The sequence below is a fragment of the Pseudomonas sp. Arb-4-2C genome (genome assembly GCF_055755015.1).
Genome location: NZ_CM146899.1, coordinates 2991581 through 3007759, shown reverse-complemented (window position 1 = coordinate 3007759; position 16179 = coordinate 2991581). Strand labels below are relative to the sequence as shown.

17 protein-coding genes and 3 tRNA genes are annotated in these 16179 nt (G+C 56.6%); 11 read left to right on the top strand and 9 right to left on the bottom strand.

The features are described 5' to 3' along the window. Nucleotides 1–560: 560 nt before the first annotated feature. The 8 genes from AC0J41_RS13430 (at nt 561) to AC0J41_RS13395 (ending at nt 5639) form a co-directional block, all read left to right on the top strand. Entirely contained in the window at nt 561–1322 is a 762-nt protein-coding gene (locus AC0J41_RS13430; protein WP_473015889.1) for a carbon-nitrogen hydrolase family protein, read from the top strand. Next, on the top strand, nt 1319–1762 hold the full coding sequence (locus AC0J41_RS13425; protein WP_473015888.1) for a GNAT family N-acetyltransferase: 444 nt from the start codon (nt 1319–1321) through the stop codon (nt 1760–1762). The genes AC0J41_RS13430 and AC0J41_RS13425 overlap by 4 nt, the downstream gene beginning before the upstream one ends. A gap of 127 nt (nt 1763–1889) precedes the next feature. Further along, nucleotides 1890–2531 carry a response regulator transcription factor GacA gene (gene gacA / locus AC0J41_RS13420; RefSeq protein WP_024012761.1) on the top strand — a complete coding sequence of 214 codons (642 nt, stop codon included), beginning with the start codon at nt 1890–1892 and terminating at the stop codon, nt 2529–2531. 2 nt (nt 2532–2533) lie between these two features. Continuing rightward, entirely contained in the window at nt 2534–4357 is a 1824-nt protein-coding gene (gene uvrC / locus AC0J41_RS13415; protein WP_473015887.1) for an excinuclease ABC subunit UvrC, read from the top strand. 32 nt (nt 4358–4389) lie between these two features. After that, nucleotides 4390–4950: a CDP-diacylglycerol--glycerol-3-phosphate 3-phosphatidyltransferase gene (gene pgsA / locus AC0J41_RS13410; protein ID WP_025112503.1), complete on the top strand. Its 561-nt coding sequence runs from the start codon at nt 4390–4392 to the stop codon at nt 4948–4950. Between the two features lie 60 nt (nt 4951–5010). Beyond that, a tRNA-Gly gene (locus AC0J41_RS13405) sits at nt 5011–5086 on the top strand. Nucleotides 5087–5132: 46 nt separating this feature from the next. Continuing rightward, nucleotides 5133–5206: transfer RNA gene (locus tag AC0J41_RS13400), tRNA-Cys, on the top strand. Nucleotides 5207–5228: 22 nt separating this feature from the next. Then, nucleotides 5229–5639: a hypothetical protein gene (locus tag AC0J41_RS13395; RefSeq protein ID WP_049828038.1), complete on the top strand. Its 411-nt coding sequence runs from the start codon at nt 5229–5231 to the stop codon at nt 5637–5639. Nucleotides 5640–6003: 364 nt separating this feature from the next. Here the strand turns inward: AC0J41_RS13395 and AC0J41_RS13390 are convergent, their stop codons facing one another. Continuing rightward, nucleotides 6004–7095, bottom strand: a complete 1092-nt coding sequence (locus AC0J41_RS13390; RefSeq protein ID WP_473015886.1) for an acyltransferase family protein — start codon at nt 7093–7095, stop codon at nt 6004–6006. A gap of 587 nt (nt 7096–7682) precedes the next feature. On the opposite strand from AC0J41_RS13390, the gene AC0J41_RS13385 reads away from it, so the two are divergent. Both AC0J41_RS13385 and AC0J41_RS13380 read left to right on the top strand, forming a co-directional pair. Continuing rightward, a tRNA-Leu gene (locus tag AC0J41_RS13385) sits at nt 7683–7769 on the top strand. Nucleotides 7770–8346: 577 nt separating this feature from the next. Further along, on the top strand, nt 8347–8787 hold the full coding sequence (locus tag AC0J41_RS13380; protein WP_025112460.1) for a hypothetical protein: 441 nt from the start codon (nt 8347–8349) through the stop codon (nt 8785–8787). Nucleotides 8788–9022: 235 nt separating this feature from the next. On the opposite strand, the gene AC0J41_RS13375 is transcribed toward AC0J41_RS13380, so the two are convergent. After that, on the bottom strand, nt 9023–9184 hold the full coding sequence (locus AC0J41_RS13375; protein ID WP_473015885.1) for a hypothetical protein: 162 nt from the start codon (nt 9182–9184) through the stop codon (nt 9023–9025). Nucleotides 9185–9329: 145 nt separating this feature from the next. Next, nucleotides 9330–10232, bottom strand: coding sequence for a LysR family transcriptional regulator (locus AC0J41_RS13370; RefSeq protein ID WP_473015884.1), 903 nt, complete (start codon nt 10230–10232; stop codon nt 9330–9332). Nucleotides 10233–10356: 124 nt separating this feature from the next. On the opposite strand from AC0J41_RS13370, the gene AC0J41_RS13365 reads away from it, so the two are divergent. Continuing rightward, on the top strand, nt 10357–11787 hold the full coding sequence (locus AC0J41_RS13365) for an aldehyde dehydrogenase family protein (protein WP_473015883.1): 1431 nt from the start codon (nt 10357–10359) through the stop codon (nt 11785–11787). Between the two features lie 33 nt (nt 11788–11820). Here the strand turns inward: AC0J41_RS13365 and msrA are convergent, their stop codons facing one another. The 6 genes from msrA to AC0J41_RS13335 form a co-directional block, all read right to left on the bottom strand. Further along, nucleotides 11821–12327 carry a peptide-methionine (S)-S-oxide reductase MsrA gene (gene msrA / locus AC0J41_RS13360; protein WP_025112457.1) on the bottom strand — a complete coding sequence of 169 codons (507 nt, stop codon included), beginning with the start codon at nt 12325–12327 and terminating at the stop codon, nt 11821–11823. Nucleotides 12328–12667: 340 nt separating this feature from the next. Continuing rightward, nucleotides 12668–13234: a hypothetical protein gene (locus AC0J41_RS13355; protein WP_025112456.1), complete on the bottom strand. Its 567-nt coding sequence runs from the start codon at nt 13232–13234 to the stop codon at nt 12668–12670. Between the two features lie 259 nt (nt 13235–13493). Beyond that, the gene (locus tag AC0J41_RS13350; protein ID WP_025112455.1) at nt 13494–13778 is read right to left on the bottom strand and encodes a hypothetical protein; all 285 of its coding nucleotides are present in this window, start codon (nt 13776–13778) and stop codon (nt 13494–13496) included. Between the two features lie 106 nt (nt 13779–13884). Continuing rightward, nucleotides 13885–14115 (bottom strand): hypothetical protein, encoded by a 231-nt coding sequence (locus tag AC0J41_RS13345; protein ID WP_007964939.1) that lies wholly within the window; start codon nt 14113–14115, stop codon nt 13885–13887. A 122-nt stretch (nt 14116–14237) separates the two neighbouring features. Next, nucleotides 14238–14468, bottom strand: coding sequence for a hypothetical protein (locus tag AC0J41_RS13340; protein WP_473015882.1), 231 nt, complete (start codon nt 14466–14468; stop codon nt 14238–14240). 70 nt (nt 14469–14538) lie between these two features. After that, nucleotides 14539–16164, bottom strand: coding sequence for an ABC-F family ATP-binding cassette domain-containing protein (locus AC0J41_RS13335; RefSeq protein ID WP_473015881.1), 1626 nt, complete (start codon nt 16162–16164; stop codon nt 14539–14541). Nucleotides 16165–16179: the final 15 nt, after the last annotated feature.

Sequence of the window (16179 nt, the reverse complement as noted above, 5' to 3'; positions counted from 1 at the left end):
GTTCGACAATTGGCCGTATTGGCTACGTGTGTGTGCTTGCCACCTGTGGGTGACCGATCGGAGGCGGCAGGCTGTCCCGAGCGGAGGCTGGTAAATCGCCAGGCGGTAAAACTGTCGTAACGGTAATAAGTGGCGTAGTTCATGGCGTAAATCCTCAAAGTGTCTGGTGTGTTGCTGAAAAAGTGTGGGCCTGAAAAAACAAAACCCCCGGTCGGGAGGCCGACCGGGGGTTGAGAATTCTCTGGTAGGCGACCCGTTTACATGGGCGCCGTGTGGGTATCAGGCGCGCCAGTGGCTAAACCAATACCCAAAATAAAAGCTGGCTGGAGCGCAAGCGTCATTCACCCGGGCAGCCGCAACCGAGCGCGGGGCGCTGTCGGCACGAAGCTGTGAGAGGGCGTTGAACATGGTCTGTCTCCGATGAATGCGCCGAGCTTACTAGAGGCCCGTACGCCTGAGCAATCAGAAATTGCTATCGCTCATTCAGCGTGTGACCTATCGCTTGAGTGCTGCAGGCGTTGTGACACACTGGATGTTTTGTCAGAGTCCAAGGAAGAGTCATGTCGGTTTTCACTGTCGCAGCAGCCCAATCGTTTTCCGTTGCCGGTGATCTGGCCGCGAACATCACCGCTCATTTGCGCTTCATGGCCGCAGCGGCGGAGCAGGGTGTCGAGCTTCTGGTGTTCCCGGAACTGTCCCTGACAGGCTACGAAGGCCAGCTTGCCGCAGACATGGCGATCGATCCGCTGGACGCGGTGCTGCAACCCCTGCGCGATTTCGCCCGAGAACTGGGCATCAGTGCTGTCGTCGGTATGCCGATTCGTCTGAAGGGCAGTTCGCAGGTATTGATTGGTGCGTTGACATTAGCGAAGGACGGCTCTCTTGAGGTTTACAGCAAACAGCATCTGCACGCGGGCGAAGAGCGTTTCTTTGCACCTGGCACCGGTGGATCGACCCTTCGAATAGGCCGCGATACCGTGTCACTGGCGGTCTGTGCTGATTTTTCCCACGCCAGTCACGCGGCAGCGGCTGCTGGTTTTGGTGCTGACCTGTACGCCGCAGGTGTGCTGATTGGGGAAAGCGGCTATGGCGCGGACAGCGCGCTGCTACAGGGCTATGCGGAAAAGCACTCGATGGCGGTGCTGATGGCCAATCATGCCGGGCTCACGGGTGGGTGGCAGTCAGCAGGGCGCAGCGCGTTCTGGTCTGAAATCGGGGCGTTGATCGTTGCCGCACCCGGGCCTGGAGAGTTGTTGGTGGTCGCTCGGCGTGACGCCGGTGGATGGCAGGGGCAGGTGGTGCCAGTGACGATCGCGCAATGAGCTACAGTTTGCGTCGCGCGCAACCGAATGACACGGCATTTGCCCGTGACTTGGCGTGTCGGAACATGCTGCGCTATTACATTGATCACGACCTGCTTTGGCAGGACGAAGCGTTTGATGTCGCCTGGTCCGGGCGTGACAACTGGTTGATCATGCGTGCTGAAATCGCCGTGGGATTCTTCAGTCTCAGTCGGGATCGCCGGGCACTGTACATACGCGAGTTGCAAGTGATTGAAGCCTTTCGCGGTCAGGGTGCAGGATCCTGGGCGCTTGATCAGGTTATCGTGATGGCCCGCACTGAAGGGTTCCCGGCGTTGCGTTTGACCGTATTCAAAAATAATCCGGCGCAAAGCCTGTATAAGAGAAAAGGCTTGAAGGTGTGCGGCGAGGACGAGTGTTTCCTGAGGATGCAGCTCGAATTCGGTACACCTGTGCTCTGAAACCCACGGCTGGCAAGCCCTCGATGATGAATTGAAACTTTTTAAATGCTGCTTGCCGCTAGGTCTGTCTGGCACTTTTTGCTAAGGTGTCGGGCATCCCAATAAGACCATTTCGCGAGGTGTCTGCTTGATTAGGGTGCTAGTGGTCGATGACCATGATCTCGTTCGTACAGGCATTACACGTATGCTGGCCGATATCGATGGCTTGCAGGTGGTTGGCCAGGCCGAATCCGGGGAAGAATCCCTGATCAAGGCCCGTGAGTTGAAACCCGATGTAGTCCTGATGGACGTCAAGATGCCCGGTATCGGTGGTCTTGAGGCGACGCGCAAGCTGTTGCGCAGCCATCCGGACATCAAGGTCGTCGCCGTCACGGTATGTGAGGAAGATCCGTTTCCTACACGCCTGTTGCAGGCCGGTGCCGCCGGTTACCTGACCAAGGGCGCCGGGTTGCCGGAAATGGTCCAGGCCATTCGGCTGGTATTTGCCGGGCAGCGTTACATCAGCCCGCAGATCGCCCAGCAACTGGCGATCAAGTCGTTTCAGCCGACCAACGATTCGCCGTTCGATGCTCTGTCCGAACGGGAAATCCAGATCGCATTGATGATTGTCGGCTGCCAGAAGGTGCAGATCATTTCCGACAAACTTTGCCTGTCGCCGAAAACGGTGAACACCTATCGCTATCGGATCTTCGAAAAGCTGTCGATCAGCAGTGATGTCGAGTTGACGTTGCTGGCTGTGCGCCACGGCATGGTTGATGCCAGCGCCTGATCATGACTGAAACATTCGATTCCGGCGCCTTCCTGGCGACTGTCAGTGGGCGTCCCGGCGTCTATCGCATGTTCGACAGCGAGGCGCGCCTGCTGTACGTCGGCAAGGCCAAGAATCTCAAGAAGCGCCTTGCCAGCTACTTCCGCAAGACCGGACTGGCGCCGAAGACTGCTGCGCTTGTCGGGCGTATCGCGCAGGTCGAAACGACCATCACCGCCAACGAAACCGAAGCGTTGCTGCTTGAGCAGACCCTGATCAAGGAGTGGCGCCCGCCGTACAACATTCTGTTGCGCGACGATAAGTCCTACCCCTATGTGTTTCTTTCCGACGGTCAATTTCCGCGGCTGAGCATCCACCGCGGTGCAAAGAAAGCCAAGGGCAAGTATTTCGGCCCATACCCGAGCGCCGGGGCCATCCGCGAAAGCCTCAGCCTGTTGCAAAAAACCTTTTTCGTCCGTCAGTGCGAAGACAGTTACTACAAGAACCGCACACGCCCGTGTCTGCAATATCAGATCAAGCGCTGCAAAGCGCCTTGTGTCGGCCTGGTCGAACCTGAGGTGTATGCCGAGGATGTTCGCCATTCGGTGATGTTTCTTGAGGGCCGCAGTCACGCACTGACCAATGAGCTTTCTACGGCGATGGAAGAGGCAGCAATCAATCTGGAGTTCGAGCGTGCTGCCGAGTTGCGCGACCAGATTGCCTTGCTGCGCAGGGTTCAGGATCAGCAAAGCATGGAGGGCGGCACCGGCGACATCGACGTCATTGCTGCCTTCGTCAACCCGGGCGGCGCCTGCGTTCATTTGATCAGTGTGCGCGGCGGGCGTGTGCTGGGCAGCAAGAACTTCTTTCCGCAGGTGGGTATTGAGGAAGACGTTGCTGAAGTCATGGCCGCGTTCCTTGGCCAGTACTTCATCAGCAGTCCGGAGCGCGACTTGCCGAGCGAGTTGATCGTCAACGTGGTTCCAGAAGACGCAACGGCGTTGATCGAAGCCATCCACGAGTTACGCGGTCGAGAATTGACCATCAGTCTTCGGGTACGTGGCACGCGGGCGCGCTGGCAGCAATTGGCGGTCACCAATGCCGAGCAGGCGCTGGGCGCGCGCCTGGCCAACCGCCAACACACGGCCGCGCGCTTCGATGCGCTCGCCGAAGTGCTGAACCTGGATGAACCACCACAGCGCCTGGAGTGCTATGACATCAGTCATTCCAGTGGTGAAGCAACCGTCGCTTCCTGTGTGGTGTTCGGCCCGGAAGGCGCGATCAAGTCCGATTACCGTCGCTACAACATTGAAGGCGTCACTGCAGGCGATGACTATGCCGCCATGCACCAGGCATTGACCCGCCGCTTCAGTAAACTGAAGGACGGGGAGGGCAAATTGCCGGACATCCTGTTAGTGGACGGCGGCAAGGGGCAGCTGTCGATGGCGCGTGACGTGCTGAATGAGCTGGCAGTGCCTGATCTCATTCTCTTGGGTGTGGCGAAAGGAGCAACACGTAAGGCTGGTTTCGAGACTTTGTATCTTAATGATGCTGCGCACGAGTTCACTCTGCGGGGCGACTCGCCGGCACTGCATCTGATCCAGCAGATTCGCGACGAAGCCCACCGGTTCGCGATTACCGGACACCGCGCGCGCCGCGGTAAAACCCGCCGCACGTCGACACTTGAAGGCGTTGCAGGCGTCGGGCCTACCCGGCGCCGCGACTTGTTGAAACATTTTGGTGGATTGCAGGAGCTATCTCGTGCAAGCATCGAAGAGATCGCCAAAGCACCGGGGATCAGTAAAAAGCTCGCAGAGTCGATTTATGCAAACCTGCATAGCGAGTAGAATGCCAACTCACCTCGTAGCCAGTTGTGCCGATGAATATCCCTAATCTGATTACCGTTCTCCGCGTCCTGCTCATCCCGATCTTCATTTTGCTGTTTTACCTGCCTTACCAGTGGAGTTACATGGCTTCCGCCTCGGTATTCGCCTTTGCGGCGGCGACTGACTGGCTGGATGGCTATCTGGCCCGTCGCCTGGAACAAAGCACGCCGTTCGGTGCGTTCCTCGATCCGGTCGCCGACAAGCTGATGGTGGCAGTGGCTTTGGTGCTGCTGGTACAGGAACACGGCAACCTGTGGCTGACACTTCCTGCTGCCGTCATCATCGGCCGCGAGATTGTCGTATCGGCCTTGCGTGAATGGATGGCCGAACTCGGTGCCCGCGCTCATGTGGCGGTGTCCAATCTCGGCAAGTGGAAAACCGCTGCCCAGATGCTGGCGCTGGTGATCCTGCTGGCCAACCCTCGTGACTTCAGCTTCTGGGTCTTCCTGGGTTACGCCTTGTTGCTGATCTCGGCAGGCCTGACATTGTGGTCGATGGTTCAATACTTGCGGGCTGCCTGGCCGCATCTGAAAACCGACGTTGAAAAGAAATAAAACTTTTTTGAATCAAAGGGTTGACGGGGCTTCTGAAATCTATAGAATGCGCCACACCAAGCGGGAATAGCTCAGTTGGTAGAGCACGACCTTGCCAAGGTCGGGGTCGCGAGTTCGAGTCTCGTTTCCCGCTCCAAGTTTGTACGCGGTTGTTGTTGTGCTACTAAACAGCGATCGTTTGAGGCCGAGTAGCAAAATGGTTATGCAGTGGATTGCAAATCCACCTACGCCGGTTCGATTCCGACCTCGGCCTCCACTCTTAAAAACCCCGTAGATCAATGATCTACGGGGTTTTTTATTGCCTGCAAGAAAGTCGGGTGTTCCGCAATTTTTCTCATATGCTCCGCAACTTGGCAGGCATGCTGATGTGGATTCCGATCTCGATGATCGGTGGTGGTCGCAAACGTGGCAATTTGATGTCGTTTTCGGTACGATTTGTATTCAAATTGAGGTTGAGTGAGGGGGCGGTGGTGATATCTGATCGTGAAATTGCGTTGGAGCAGGCGCTTGTCGCAGCGTTTGGCGCGGCTGCCGAGCTTGGTATTGATCACGATACTTTGTGTGACGCTTCCAGAGAGCTTATTCAGCGCTACAGTAAATATGTAAAACTGAATTACCCCCACGTCGACAGCGCTCAGAAAGAGTTGATGGGGGCTTGGGAGCAGTTCAAGGCTATAGAGGGGAAATAACCTTGCGGCCTTGGTCCTGTGTCGCTTCTGCGTGGACTCTAAAGTGCTTGATGTGCCTCAAGCGCATGAGTGTTTAAAGTCGGGTTGCGTAGCTCCTCGTTTATTTCCTCAATGGCGTTCCAGACAGGCATCGCCATTTCCTTGCGTCGGATTTCATCCTCTCTGCGCCGCATTATAGAAGGCATCGGGCTCTGGCTTTTTTTAATGCGTGTGCGGCTGGCTTCAGCTCATGGGGGCATGGCTGGTCGTGCAGGATGCAGAGAAAAGATCGCGCAGTGCTCGTCTAGACGCTTTTGAATTTGATGTGATAGTGGCATGGGGAAGGAGTTGCTAATGCTCCTTCCTTTCGCCTTGGTGGGCGTTTCTATGTTGCAACTCTTGAAATGACTTGATTCAGAGTATTCAATTCTTTTGCGTTGTTTGTTTTCGAGATTATCAAGCGAATTCTCTCGATTGGAATGTCCACTGCATAATTGGCGATAAAGGCAAACAAGAAAGTGCCGATTAGGGAGACAACTGATTTATCCAATTCGCCTTCGTAGTAATGCAGTACCACGGACATTACGACAAAATGTCCGAGGTATACCGGGTACGCGAGCTGGCCGGTAATCCTGTCGATCTTTGATTTTTTTGTAAGCTCAAACAAGAAGGGCGTGCAGACAAAAACAGTCAAGTAAAACAACCAGGAGAGCGGAGCGTCCTGATCGCCGCTTGTCCAGAGTTGAGGGGTGACTATGAAAACAATTAAAGCTAATGCAGAAATCTTTCCGGCCATTATGACCCAGGATTTGTTTTTGGCTTCGATATGCAACCTGTAGGCCAATACGCCGAGCATGAAGAAGGCTATCGACGATGGGAAGAAGAAATATCTCCAAGGGACGACGGGGAAATCCAGGGCGTAAAGGGTGATTCTCAGTACTACTCCTGCCATCGTCAAGGCGAGTATTGTTTTGAGCGATCTGGTAACAATGAATGGTGCAAGGACGTAAAAATACAGTTCCAGGCTGAGGGACCATACAGGGCCGATGACATAGTTCCAGTTCTCCGGTGTGGAGAAGGGAATGAGTTCGGCGCCAAAGAAAAAGGCATTACAAAAAAGAGCAACCGGCATGAGCCACTCTTTTCCTGGTTCGGTGTCGAAAATCAGAAATGATTTTTCACCCGTTGAGAGTATCAGCCATGCAAAGAGTATAAGCATCAGCCAGTTGACAGGATAAAGTCTTAGAGCCCGGTTAAGGTAAAACTTACCGGCGCCATTGCTTAGCTTTGAGTATTTCTCTGTGATCACCATTGAAATGTAAAAGCCAGACAAAATAAAAAATGCAAAAACTGCGTGCCCTGACCAAATGAAAATGTTTGTACTTTGGTGGGTTACTGAAATCTCTCGTCCTAGAATTTCATGTGCGTGGTCGATGAATACTGCCAATGCCAGTATTAGTCGGAAGAATCCCATCATCCAGTTCCTTGTTGTTGTTTTTTGCGCGGCATGGTACAGATTTGTATAAAAAATGTAACTGGATTGTTACGGAATTTTTTTGGATTTGTGATGTCTCGCTGAAAATTGTTAAGTCGCCCTCCAGCGCACGGTGGATTCAAGGGGTGAGGGAGGTCGCGATTGATACCAATCAGTAAGGTTTTTACGTGCTGGTTTGTTGACTTGCGATGCGCTGCTGCCGACAAGCCTTTGACGTGCGCTCAGAACGGCAAGCCGTGGGATCAACCTGGCGTGAAGGGGCCTTAAAAATCAGTAGCTTGCGAGCGACGAATAGTGCTAACCTATTGAAATTCCGAGCTTTATAGGTGAACTGCAAATCTACTTGCAGCAGTTCGATACCAACCTCGAGCTCCACCGCAAACAAGCTCTGTAGATCTATGATTTACCCAGCTTTTTTATTTTCAGTGCGCTGCAAGATTTAGTCTTGAAATGAGCCACTGTGAACTTGCTTCACCGGGAACTGATGTATATATTTCCCGCTCTGCTTCATACGGCTCAACAGTGTCAGGTTCGTTGAACGACTGATATGAGCGCCGTACCGCGCTACCGCCCGAATGGCGAAACTGGTAGACGCATGGGACTTAAAATCCCCCGCTCGTAAGGGCGTGCCGGTTCGATTCCGGCTTCGGGCACCATCTTAAATCAAGGGTTTGCGGGCGAAAGCTGATGCAAACCCTTGTTTGTTTCCGGGTCGCCATTCTGACAGTGGTTCGCAATTCATTGTGCAGGCACGATCTTGTTGCCATTGTATTTGCGGATGGATTGTTCGGTCATCCTCTCAGTGGGGCTTAAGGCTCATTGAATCGGGCGGCCAACCGGCCGCGCGGCCTGGAATCCACTCCATCGTCTGCGTGTTTTTCCTTCTCTGATTTCCTCAAACGCTTGGGCCGACTGGCATTCCCAGCGCAGACACAGAACATCGCTCGGTTTGGGACGTGTGAAGTGATGAGTTCTGATCCAGACCATCGGGTCCTAAAACCGTTGGTCAGCTCTCAATGCAATCCGCCAGGCAAGGGGCTACTTTTGTGGCTGGGTCGAAAAAGTCGTGGCAGATGCCAGAAGTCATTGCAGCGATAATGGAGCAGGCCCTCCACGACGTCGATGTCAGGATGGATCTTGATCAAGGCGCGGTGCATCGCTCAGGCGATGGGTAGCAGACGTTGAGTCTGTAACGCGAAATCCGCCACCTTAAACGTGTTAAGGAGAACACAGATGGCTATCAGTCAAACACTTGCAACCTCAGATAAAACAGCGCTCGTCAAAGCCGAGGTGTACCGTTGGTACAACCTCTTTTTCCCGTGGTCACGCGGTGTGTCTTCCCAATCGGAAGGTGCGATCAAACCCTTGTACGATGCGCTGTCCAGCGAGTTCCGAGTGGTGCTCACCGACGGTCAGATCATGAGTCGGGCGGACTATTGGGAGCGACTTTGGGGGCTGTACGGCAAGCGTGCCGGAAGCCCGGAATCGCACATCACCAATCTCTCGATCACACCGCTTCCAGGGGATTTCTTCCTCGCAGTCTTCGATCTGGTCAAGGATGGAATCACCAAGAAGAAGGTTGACTCAGCGCTTATGCGCGTCGACCACGCATCTCCATCGGGCATCTCGTGGATTTACGTTCACGAGAGCGAGCACGAGCGGTCGCTCGCATAGGCTGCTCGCCGAGATTCCTGTGTGAAGCCTGCGACATTGAGGCAATGATGAGGTGTTGTGATCTGCGACGATCTTCGCCATCGACGAGGCGTGGGCTGTTGGCGTCTCGAGGTGCACCTCTTCGGCCGTCGTACAAAAAAAACTGAGCCCAGCCCTGCGCTGGGCTTTTTCGTTTCCGCGCCTCCAGGCAGGAAACAAAAAGCCCGGATTTGTCCGGGCCCGTCAGGATAAACGTTCAGCGCGAATCGGCTTCATTGCAAATCCGGGTGGATGATCTTTCCCGGCGCCTGCGAATCCAACTGAAAAGTGCGTGAACCGGATGTAGAAAGGCCGCAAGCACGCACAGCAGCATGATGATGAAAATGGCAATCAGCGGGATGCTTTCGTGCGAGAACATGGTGGGGTACTCCTGTAGTCACTATGTTGGAACCCGCAGGCTAGACGCATTGAGCCCTGCTTGCGATGAACGTATGTTCATCCTCGAAGGTTTGAACTGTGCTAAGGCGACGCTCTGTTTTCGAACACAAAATATGCGTTCTGGATCAAGCCACGCCGGGCCGCAATTCATGCACCAGAGCAATCAACGCGCGCAATCGCGCCGGTACGAAGCGGTGCCCCGAGTAATAAAGCCGCAGTCCGTCAAACGAAGGACACCAAGGCATCAGCACCGGCACAAGTGCGCCACTGGCCAGTTCTTGCTGGATGAACCATTCGGAAATGAAGCCGATGCCAAGGCCCGACACCACGGCCTGTTTAATCGCGAGCAACTCGTTGAATGCAAAGCGCACCGGCAGATCCATTTGCAGTTTTTCGCCGTCGCGCTGCAGTTCCCAGTGATAGAGGCCGCCATGAGCCATACGCATGCCGATGCTCTGGTGAGTCAGCAGGTCTCGCGGATGCTCAGGCACGCCGTGGCGCTCGAGGTACTCAGGCGTCGCTACCACGAGCATGCGGATATCGTCTGACAGCGCCACGGCAATCATGTCTTGGGGCACGGACTCCGCCAGACGAATCCCGGCGTCGAAGCCACCGGCGACGATGTCGATCATGCTGGCTTCACTGACGATGTCGATGCGTACCTCGGGATAGCGCTGCGCGTATTGTTTGAACAGCGGCTCAAGCAGCAGGTAGGCCGCGCCATAGGGCGCATTGATGCGCAGGGTGCCACTGGGTTGATCGAGGCCGACGCTGGCTTCTTCGCCGGCACTTTTGATCTGCGCCAAGGCGGGAGCAATGCGCTCTACATATCGTTGCCCGATATCGGTGAGGGCGACGCTGCGCGTGGAGCGATTGAACAGGCGCACCTTCAGGCGCGCTTCGAGGCCAGCCACTGCGCTGCTCACAGCGGTGGTGGACATGCCCAGTTCCTGCGCTGCGCCACGAAAACTGTTGCGGCGCGCAACGGCCAGAACCACTTCCAGCTCGGTCATTCCTGTCTTGTGCATGGATTGTCCTGAAAATGCGGATGCTTCATCAATCAATGGATGGCTTATCGGAATAATAAACCCTTCTTAGACTTCGGTTCACAGAGGCTCGATTCAGCCGAGTCAATTTGAGTGAGGAGTCGTCATGCAGCGCATTGAACACATCTACATCAACGGCGAATACGTCGTTCCCCACGGTCAGGAGTGGTTCGACCTGCATAATCCGAGCACCGAAGAGGTTATCGGCCAGGTTCGACTGGGCGACTCGGTGGACGCTCAGCATGCAATTGCCGCTGCCAAGGCCGCATTCCCGGCCTGGTCTCGTACCACTCGGGACGAGCGCATTGGCGCATTGCAACGCATGCACCGGGCCGTGGCGGCAAGGGAGGAGGAGTTGCTGGAAGCCATCCTTCTGGAATATGGATCGCCTGCGGTTCGCGGGCGCTGGATGGCAACCTATCCGGCGGATGTGATTGCGCAGGCAATCGATGCACTGCAGACGTTCGAGTTCGAGGAGCAGGTCGGCATGGCACGGGTCATTCTGACACCTGTGGGTGTTACCGGTCTGATCACGCCGTGGAACAGCAATGCCGGCTTCATCTGCAACAAACTGGCGACGGCGCTGGCCGCAGGTTGCACTGCTGTCATCAAGCCCAGCGAGATGAGTGCGCTGCAAACGCAGGTTGTACTCAAGGCGCTGCACGAAGCGCAGTTGCCACCGGGCGTATTCAATATCGTCAACGGACGAGGCGATGTGGTGGGCGAGGAAATCGCCCGTCATCCCGACGTTGCCAAAATCTCGTTTACGGGGTCGTCCGCAGTCGGTCAGCACCTGGTAAGAACCGGTGCTGACACCATGAAACGCGTGACGCTCGAGCTTGGCGGCAAGTCGCCCACCGTGGTGCTCGACGACGCTGATTTTCAAGCGGTCATGCCGCTGGTGCTACAGGCCGGGTTTCTCAACAGCGGCCAGGCTTGCATCGCGGGCACACGCATCCTGGTGCCGCGCAGCCGGTTGGCAGAGTTCGAAGGTGTGGCGAAAGAGGCGGTCGCCCAGATTCGTTCGGGTGATCCGCGCAACGCCGATACCGACATCGGTCCGATGGTGAGCCAGAAGCAATGGGAGCGGGTACAGCGTTACATCCGTATTGGCCAGGAAGAGGGTGCGCGGTTGCTGGCAGGTGGCGAAGGGCGCCCGCTAGGCTTGCACGCCGGGTGGTTCGTGAAGCCCACGATCTTCACCGATGCGCACAACGGGATGCGCATTGCGCGTGACGAAATCTTCGGCCCGGTACTGACGATCATTCCTTACGAGGATGACGCCGATGCGCTCGGCATTGCCAACGATACCGACTATGGACTGAGTGCCCTGGTGCTGGGAAAAAGCCGCGAACGCTGTGTGAATATCGCTCGGCAGATCGACTCGGGACGTGTGCTCATCAACACCCTGGCCCACGAGCCTCGCGCGCCGTTCGGCGGGTTCAAGCATTCAGGCCTTGGGCGCGAAATGGGCAAGTGGGGGATGAGTGCTTTTCTGGAGCCGAAGACCCTGCTCACGGCTGTCCTGTCGGACTGACTTGAGCCTCTGCCGAAGTCGACCGACAGGTCCTCAGCCGCGCTTGGGCAGCTTCCAGTTCGGACGGATGAAGTGGCAGGTGTAGCCATTCGGGATCCGCTCCAGGTAGTCCTGATGCTCGGGCTCCGCTTCCCAGAATGGTCCCGCCGGCTCGATTTCGGTGACCACACGGCCAGGCCACAATTTTGAGGCATCGACATCGGCAGCGGTATCTTCGGCGATATCGCGTTGCTGCTCGTTGAGGTAATAGATTGCCGAACGATAGCTGGGACCGCGGTCGTTGCCCTGACGGTTGGGCGTGCTCGGGTCATGAATCTGGAAGAAGAACTCGAGGATCTGCCGGTAGCTGATCACGGCCGGATCGAACACGATTTCGATGGCTTCGGCGTGGTTGCCGTGATTGCGGTAGGTGGCATTCGCTACGTCTCCGCCGGTGTATCCGACTCGGGTCTGCAGCACGCCGGGATAGCGACGCAGCAGATCCTGCATCCCCCAGAAGCAGCCGCCGGCGAGAATGGCGGTTTCGGTTTGTCCGGTCATGATTTTTGCTTCCTCTCGGTGGCAGTGCGTATAGCCATTGTTATGCGGGCGTGTTGGCTGATTCCAAGGTCCACCGGTCTGCGAACCTGGCCGACGCTTAACCTATTTCGTTTAAACGCTTTTCGGCAGTCACGATGCAGGCGGAGGCAGCGTGAGCAGAAAGGCTGAGGGTGAACATCGCAGCCGATACAGCAAATCTTTGTGCGCGCACGAGGTGTCGTCCTTGAAAGTACGGTCAAACTTTAACATTCGAGCTGGCGTTGCACAGGCGCAATAAAAAGCCCCGGCGGTTGAGGCCGGGGCTTTTTTTGACTCGGACCGTTAGTCCAGGTCAGTTACTTCACGCTCGGGTGAACGTACCAAAACCACTGCCATAGAACTGGCCGTTGATGTTGGCGGCATATTGCGATGGATGGACCAGTACGGCTAACAACCGGTTTCCTTCCAGGATGGCAAGTGAGAGTGCCCCTTGATTGATCGACAGTTGCAGTGTCAGCTGGATGCCGATCAGATTCTCCGCATCAGGCACTGTGCCCTGCAGATAGGCGTTGGAAATATTGAGGCTGGTGCCGGTTCCTGTCGCTTGGCCGATGAACCGGACACTTGTCCCTTGCTGGGGCGCTTCAGGACCGATATTGCAAAGAGATGAGCTGATCTGGATCGTCTCGGTCTGAGGGCCGCAGCCACATCCGCACCCTGAAAAGTTGAAGTAGCCGCAGATGTTCTGCTGACAGCCGCAACCGCACAGCGTTTGTGGATGCACATTCTGGTGGAGAACCTCACGAAGTGCCGGTTGTGCAGCGACGACATCCTGTCGGCGTTTGATTTCAGCGTCGAATGCAACTTGTGACTGCTTCTTGAACGCTTCGATCTGGTCGGGCTTGAGATCTTGCAAAGACAAAGTCATAGCTAAAATCCTTTTAGTTGTTTCCGGGCACACCTGGAGACAATCCGCCTCTGTTGGCCGGCGCCTTCCTGGCGCGATAAACCACGGAATCCGATCTCGTGGCTCACTGTTTAAAGCACAGGTTATGGGCACTTTCAAATCGGCGTTGAATAAAAGAGATGGCCGGTGGGGCAGGAGAATCGAGGAAAGGTGCTTTTAAAAAATATGGAAGGCGTCTCAAGCCAATGGGCCGATCAGGTCGGCCCATTTTTAGTCGGATCTAGACAAACGCCTGCCCGTGAAAGCCTCGTGGCAGACGCTGCGGCCCGGCCAGTGCGGTCAATCGTTCGATCCATTCCGAGCGCCAGTTCGACGCACCGTGATCGGTTTTGGCAAGACGGGCTGCGCGGCGTGCAGCATTGCGCTGGGTTTTGCGCGCCTCTTTGAAGGCATCGGTATTGCGGCAGCTACGGCATTTGACGCGATTGAGTTCCAGGCTCGAGGCAAGGTTGTTGCCCTTGTGACCACAAGCCAGATGTCCGTCTGTTTTGAAATGGATAACCATGACCAGTCTCCTGGGTGACGTGTACAGGTTATGACATCCCACGACCCAGGGCGTTCGTTGCATCGGCCAAATGGTACGACGAGTACTGTCGTTTATCGCTGTGCAATCATCTGAAGCGCGGCAATGGTCGTTCGACAGGTTGCAGCGAAGACAGGGTGCTGCGGATCAGCGGCGTGTCTTTTTCGATGTCGTTCAGGCGATCACGGATGCGCAGGGCGGTCGGATGCCCGCCTTGATGATCAACCCAGTCGGCGATCTCCTTGCAGGCTGCAGCAAGGCGCGCCTGACGGGAGTCGAGCAGGGTGAGGAGGGTGGTGATGGACTCTTTTTCAGACATGAAACACCTCCGTTCAGAAAACCGTTGAGAGGCAGCAAAAAGCCCGCAGAGCTGCGAGCTCTCTGCCGTTGGGGCGCTGGTCCGTCAGCTGAATTGAGTATAGACCCCGCCTGTCAATTGCATCAGCCAGCCGACTGGCGCGCCGGCAGTGGCGCGCTGGCGGCATTGAGACGACGGCATTCGCGTCGGGCATCGTCCTCGAGGTCGTAGCCATCGCCGATGAAGCCGCCGGTGCGGGTGTCGTTGATTCGATACCAACTGCTGGCCTCGGCGGGCTCATGCAGGCTTTCCCCGGCGCGGCGGCCGTGAATGATGATCTTGTTGCAGCGCTTCACGACAAATATGTCTTCCATGGCGTCACCACAGCAATTAGGTGTCAGATCAACTATAGAAGCCTTGGCCAATCGTGCAAAAAATAGACAGTCAGTTCGTCGGTTGCAATCGCCATCCCTCGTGATGCCAATCCAGGCGATGCGTCGGTTTCAACGCCAGTAGAAAATCCGGGTCGTGGGAAACCGCGACGATTGCGCCGGGAAACGTCTGCAATGCCTGTTCGAAAGCCTGTACCGAGGCCAGGTCCAGATGATTGCTCGGCTCATCGAGCAGCAACAATTGCGCGGGGATCTTGCGCCACAAGGCCACGGCTAACGCGGCTTTCAAGCGCTCGCCGCCGCTCAGCGACCCGCTTGGGCGGGTGACCCGTTGTGCGTCCAGGTGCAAGTGCGCCAGATGGCTGCGCAGTTCGCTTTCACTCCATGGGCTCTGCAGCGCGCTCAGTTGTTCAATGACGCTGAGGCGATCGTCCAGCAGCGCGAGATGCTGGTCCAGATAGGCCACTGAAACATGAAGGGTGCATTCGCCGCTGACGGGGTGCAGTTCTTCGGCAAGCAGTCTGAGCAAGGTCGATTTGCCGCAGCCATTGGGGCCGTTGACGGCGACGCGTGCCGGGCCGCTAAGCGTCAGGTTGAGCGTGTGTGCCGGCAGCCATGGCAGGCGGGCGTCAATCAATGTGCAGACCCTGCGCGAGGAGGGCACTGCGCTGCCTGGAATGTTCATCAGTACCACATCGTCCGCGAGCACTTTGGCGTAGGCGTCGCGCACTCGGGCGTCCAGTTGTGATTTGCGTTGCTGATGGTCGTAACGCACATGCCCCATGATCTGTCGCGCGGCACCTTTGAGGCTGGCGCGTTCGAAGCCAGAAACATTGGCGGTTCTGGCATTGCGCAACGAGCGCGCGGCATGGCGCTGAATGGTGTCGTGCTCGCTTTGCAGGCGTTGCTGCTCACGCCGGCGTTCGGTCCGGCTTTGATCGAGCGTTGCTTGCGCCGCCGCTTTGTGGATCTGCCGCTGGTGTTGATACGTGCAAAAGTTGCCGCCGAACACCGTGGCGCCCAATGGCGTCAGCTCGACGATACGCTGCATGCGCTCAAGTAACTGCCGGTCGTGGCTGACGACGATCAGGGCGCCGCGCCAGCGTTGCAGCTCACTCATCAACCAGTGCCGGCCGGCGGCGTCCAGATGGTTGGTCGGCTCATCCAGCACCAGCAGGCGCGCCGGGCTCAGGAAGGCGCCGATCAACGCCAGTCGTGCTTGCTGACCGCCGCTCAAAGACTGGGTCAAATCCGTCGGTGCAACGTCCGGCAGACCGGCATCATCCAGCCATTGGCGCAGACGTTCGGGCAAGTCCCAGCGTTCGCCGAGGATGTCGAAATCTTCCGCCGTCGCCTCGCTGCGCTGCAGACGCTCCAGCGCTTGAAGGGCGGCAGCGCTGCCCGTGGCGTCGGCCACGGTCTGCCCCGGCTCGGCGAGGAATGTCTGCGCGACATAGGCCGTGGCAACCGTGCAGGTAACGCTGCCGGCAGTTGGTTGCAGACGTCCGGCAATCAGCCGTGCGAGGACGCTTTTACCGACGCCATTGCGTCCGACGATCGCGGTGTGGGTGTGATCGAATTGCAGATTCAGGTCGTTGAAAATCGTCTCGCCATTGGCGAACTGAAAAGTCGTTTGATTCAGGGAGACGAGGGCAGGCGTACGCGAGACGTGAGTCATCGGCACCTCCGAAAA

Coding starts and splice junctions, on each gene's coding strand:
- AC0J41_RS13430 (WP_473015889.1), top strand. CDS start 561: ATGTCGGTTTTCACTGTCGCAGCAGCCCAATCGTTTTCCGTTGCCGGT.
- AC0J41_RS13425 (WP_473015888.1), top strand. CDS start 1,319: ATGAGCTACAGTTTGCGTCGCGCGCAACCGAATGACACGGCATTTGCC.
- uvrC (WP_473015887.1), top strand. CDS start 2,534: ATGACTGAAACATTCGATTCCGGCGCCTTCCTGGCGACTGTCAGTGGG.
- pgsA (WP_025112503.1), top strand. CDS start 4,390: ATGAATATCCCTAATCTGATTACCGTTCTCCGCGTCCTGCTCATCCCG.
- AC0J41_RS13395 (WP_049828038.1), top strand. CDS start 5,229: ATGATCTACGGGGTTTTTTATTGCCTGCAAGAAAGTCGGGTGTTCCGC.
- AC0J41_RS13390 (WP_473015886.1), bottom strand. CDS start 7,095: ATGATGGGATTCTTCCGACTAATACTGGCATTGGCAGTATTCATCGAC.
- AC0J41_RS13380 (WP_025112460.1), top strand. CDS start 8,347: ATGGCTATCAGTCAAACACTTGCAACCTCAGATAAAACAGCGCTCGTC.
- AC0J41_RS13375 (WP_473015885.1), bottom strand. CDS start 9,184: ATGTTCTCGCACGAAAGCATCCCGCTGATTGCCATTTTCATCATCATG.
- AC0J41_RS13370 (WP_473015884.1), bottom strand. CDS start 10,232: ATGCACAAGACAGGAATGACCGAGCTGGAAGTGGTTCTGGCCGTTGCG.
- AC0J41_RS13365 (WP_473015883.1), top strand. CDS start 10,357: ATGCAGCGCATTGAACACATCTACATCAACGGCGAATACGTCGTTCCC.
- msrA (WP_025112457.1), bottom strand. CDS start 12,327: ATGACCGGACAAACCGAAACCGCCATTCTCGCCGGCGGCTGCTTCTGG.
- AC0J41_RS13355 (WP_025112456.1), bottom strand. CDS start 13,234: ATGACTTTGTCTTTGCAAGATCTCAAGCCCGACCAGATCGAAGCGTTC.
- AC0J41_RS13350 (WP_025112455.1), bottom strand. CDS start 13,778: ATGGTTATCCATTTCAAAACAGACGGACATCTGGCTTGTGGTCACAAG.
- AC0J41_RS13345 (WP_007964939.1), bottom strand. CDS start 14,115: ATGTCTGAAAAAGAGTCCATCACCACCCTCCTCACCCTGCTCGACTCC.
- AC0J41_RS13340 (WP_473015882.1), bottom strand. CDS start 14,468: ATGGAAGACATATTTGTCGTGAAGCGCTGCAACAAGATCATCATTCAC.
- AC0J41_RS13335 (WP_473015881.1), bottom strand. CDS start 16,164: ATGACTCACGTCTCGCGTACGCCTGCCCTCGTCTCCCTGAATCAAACG.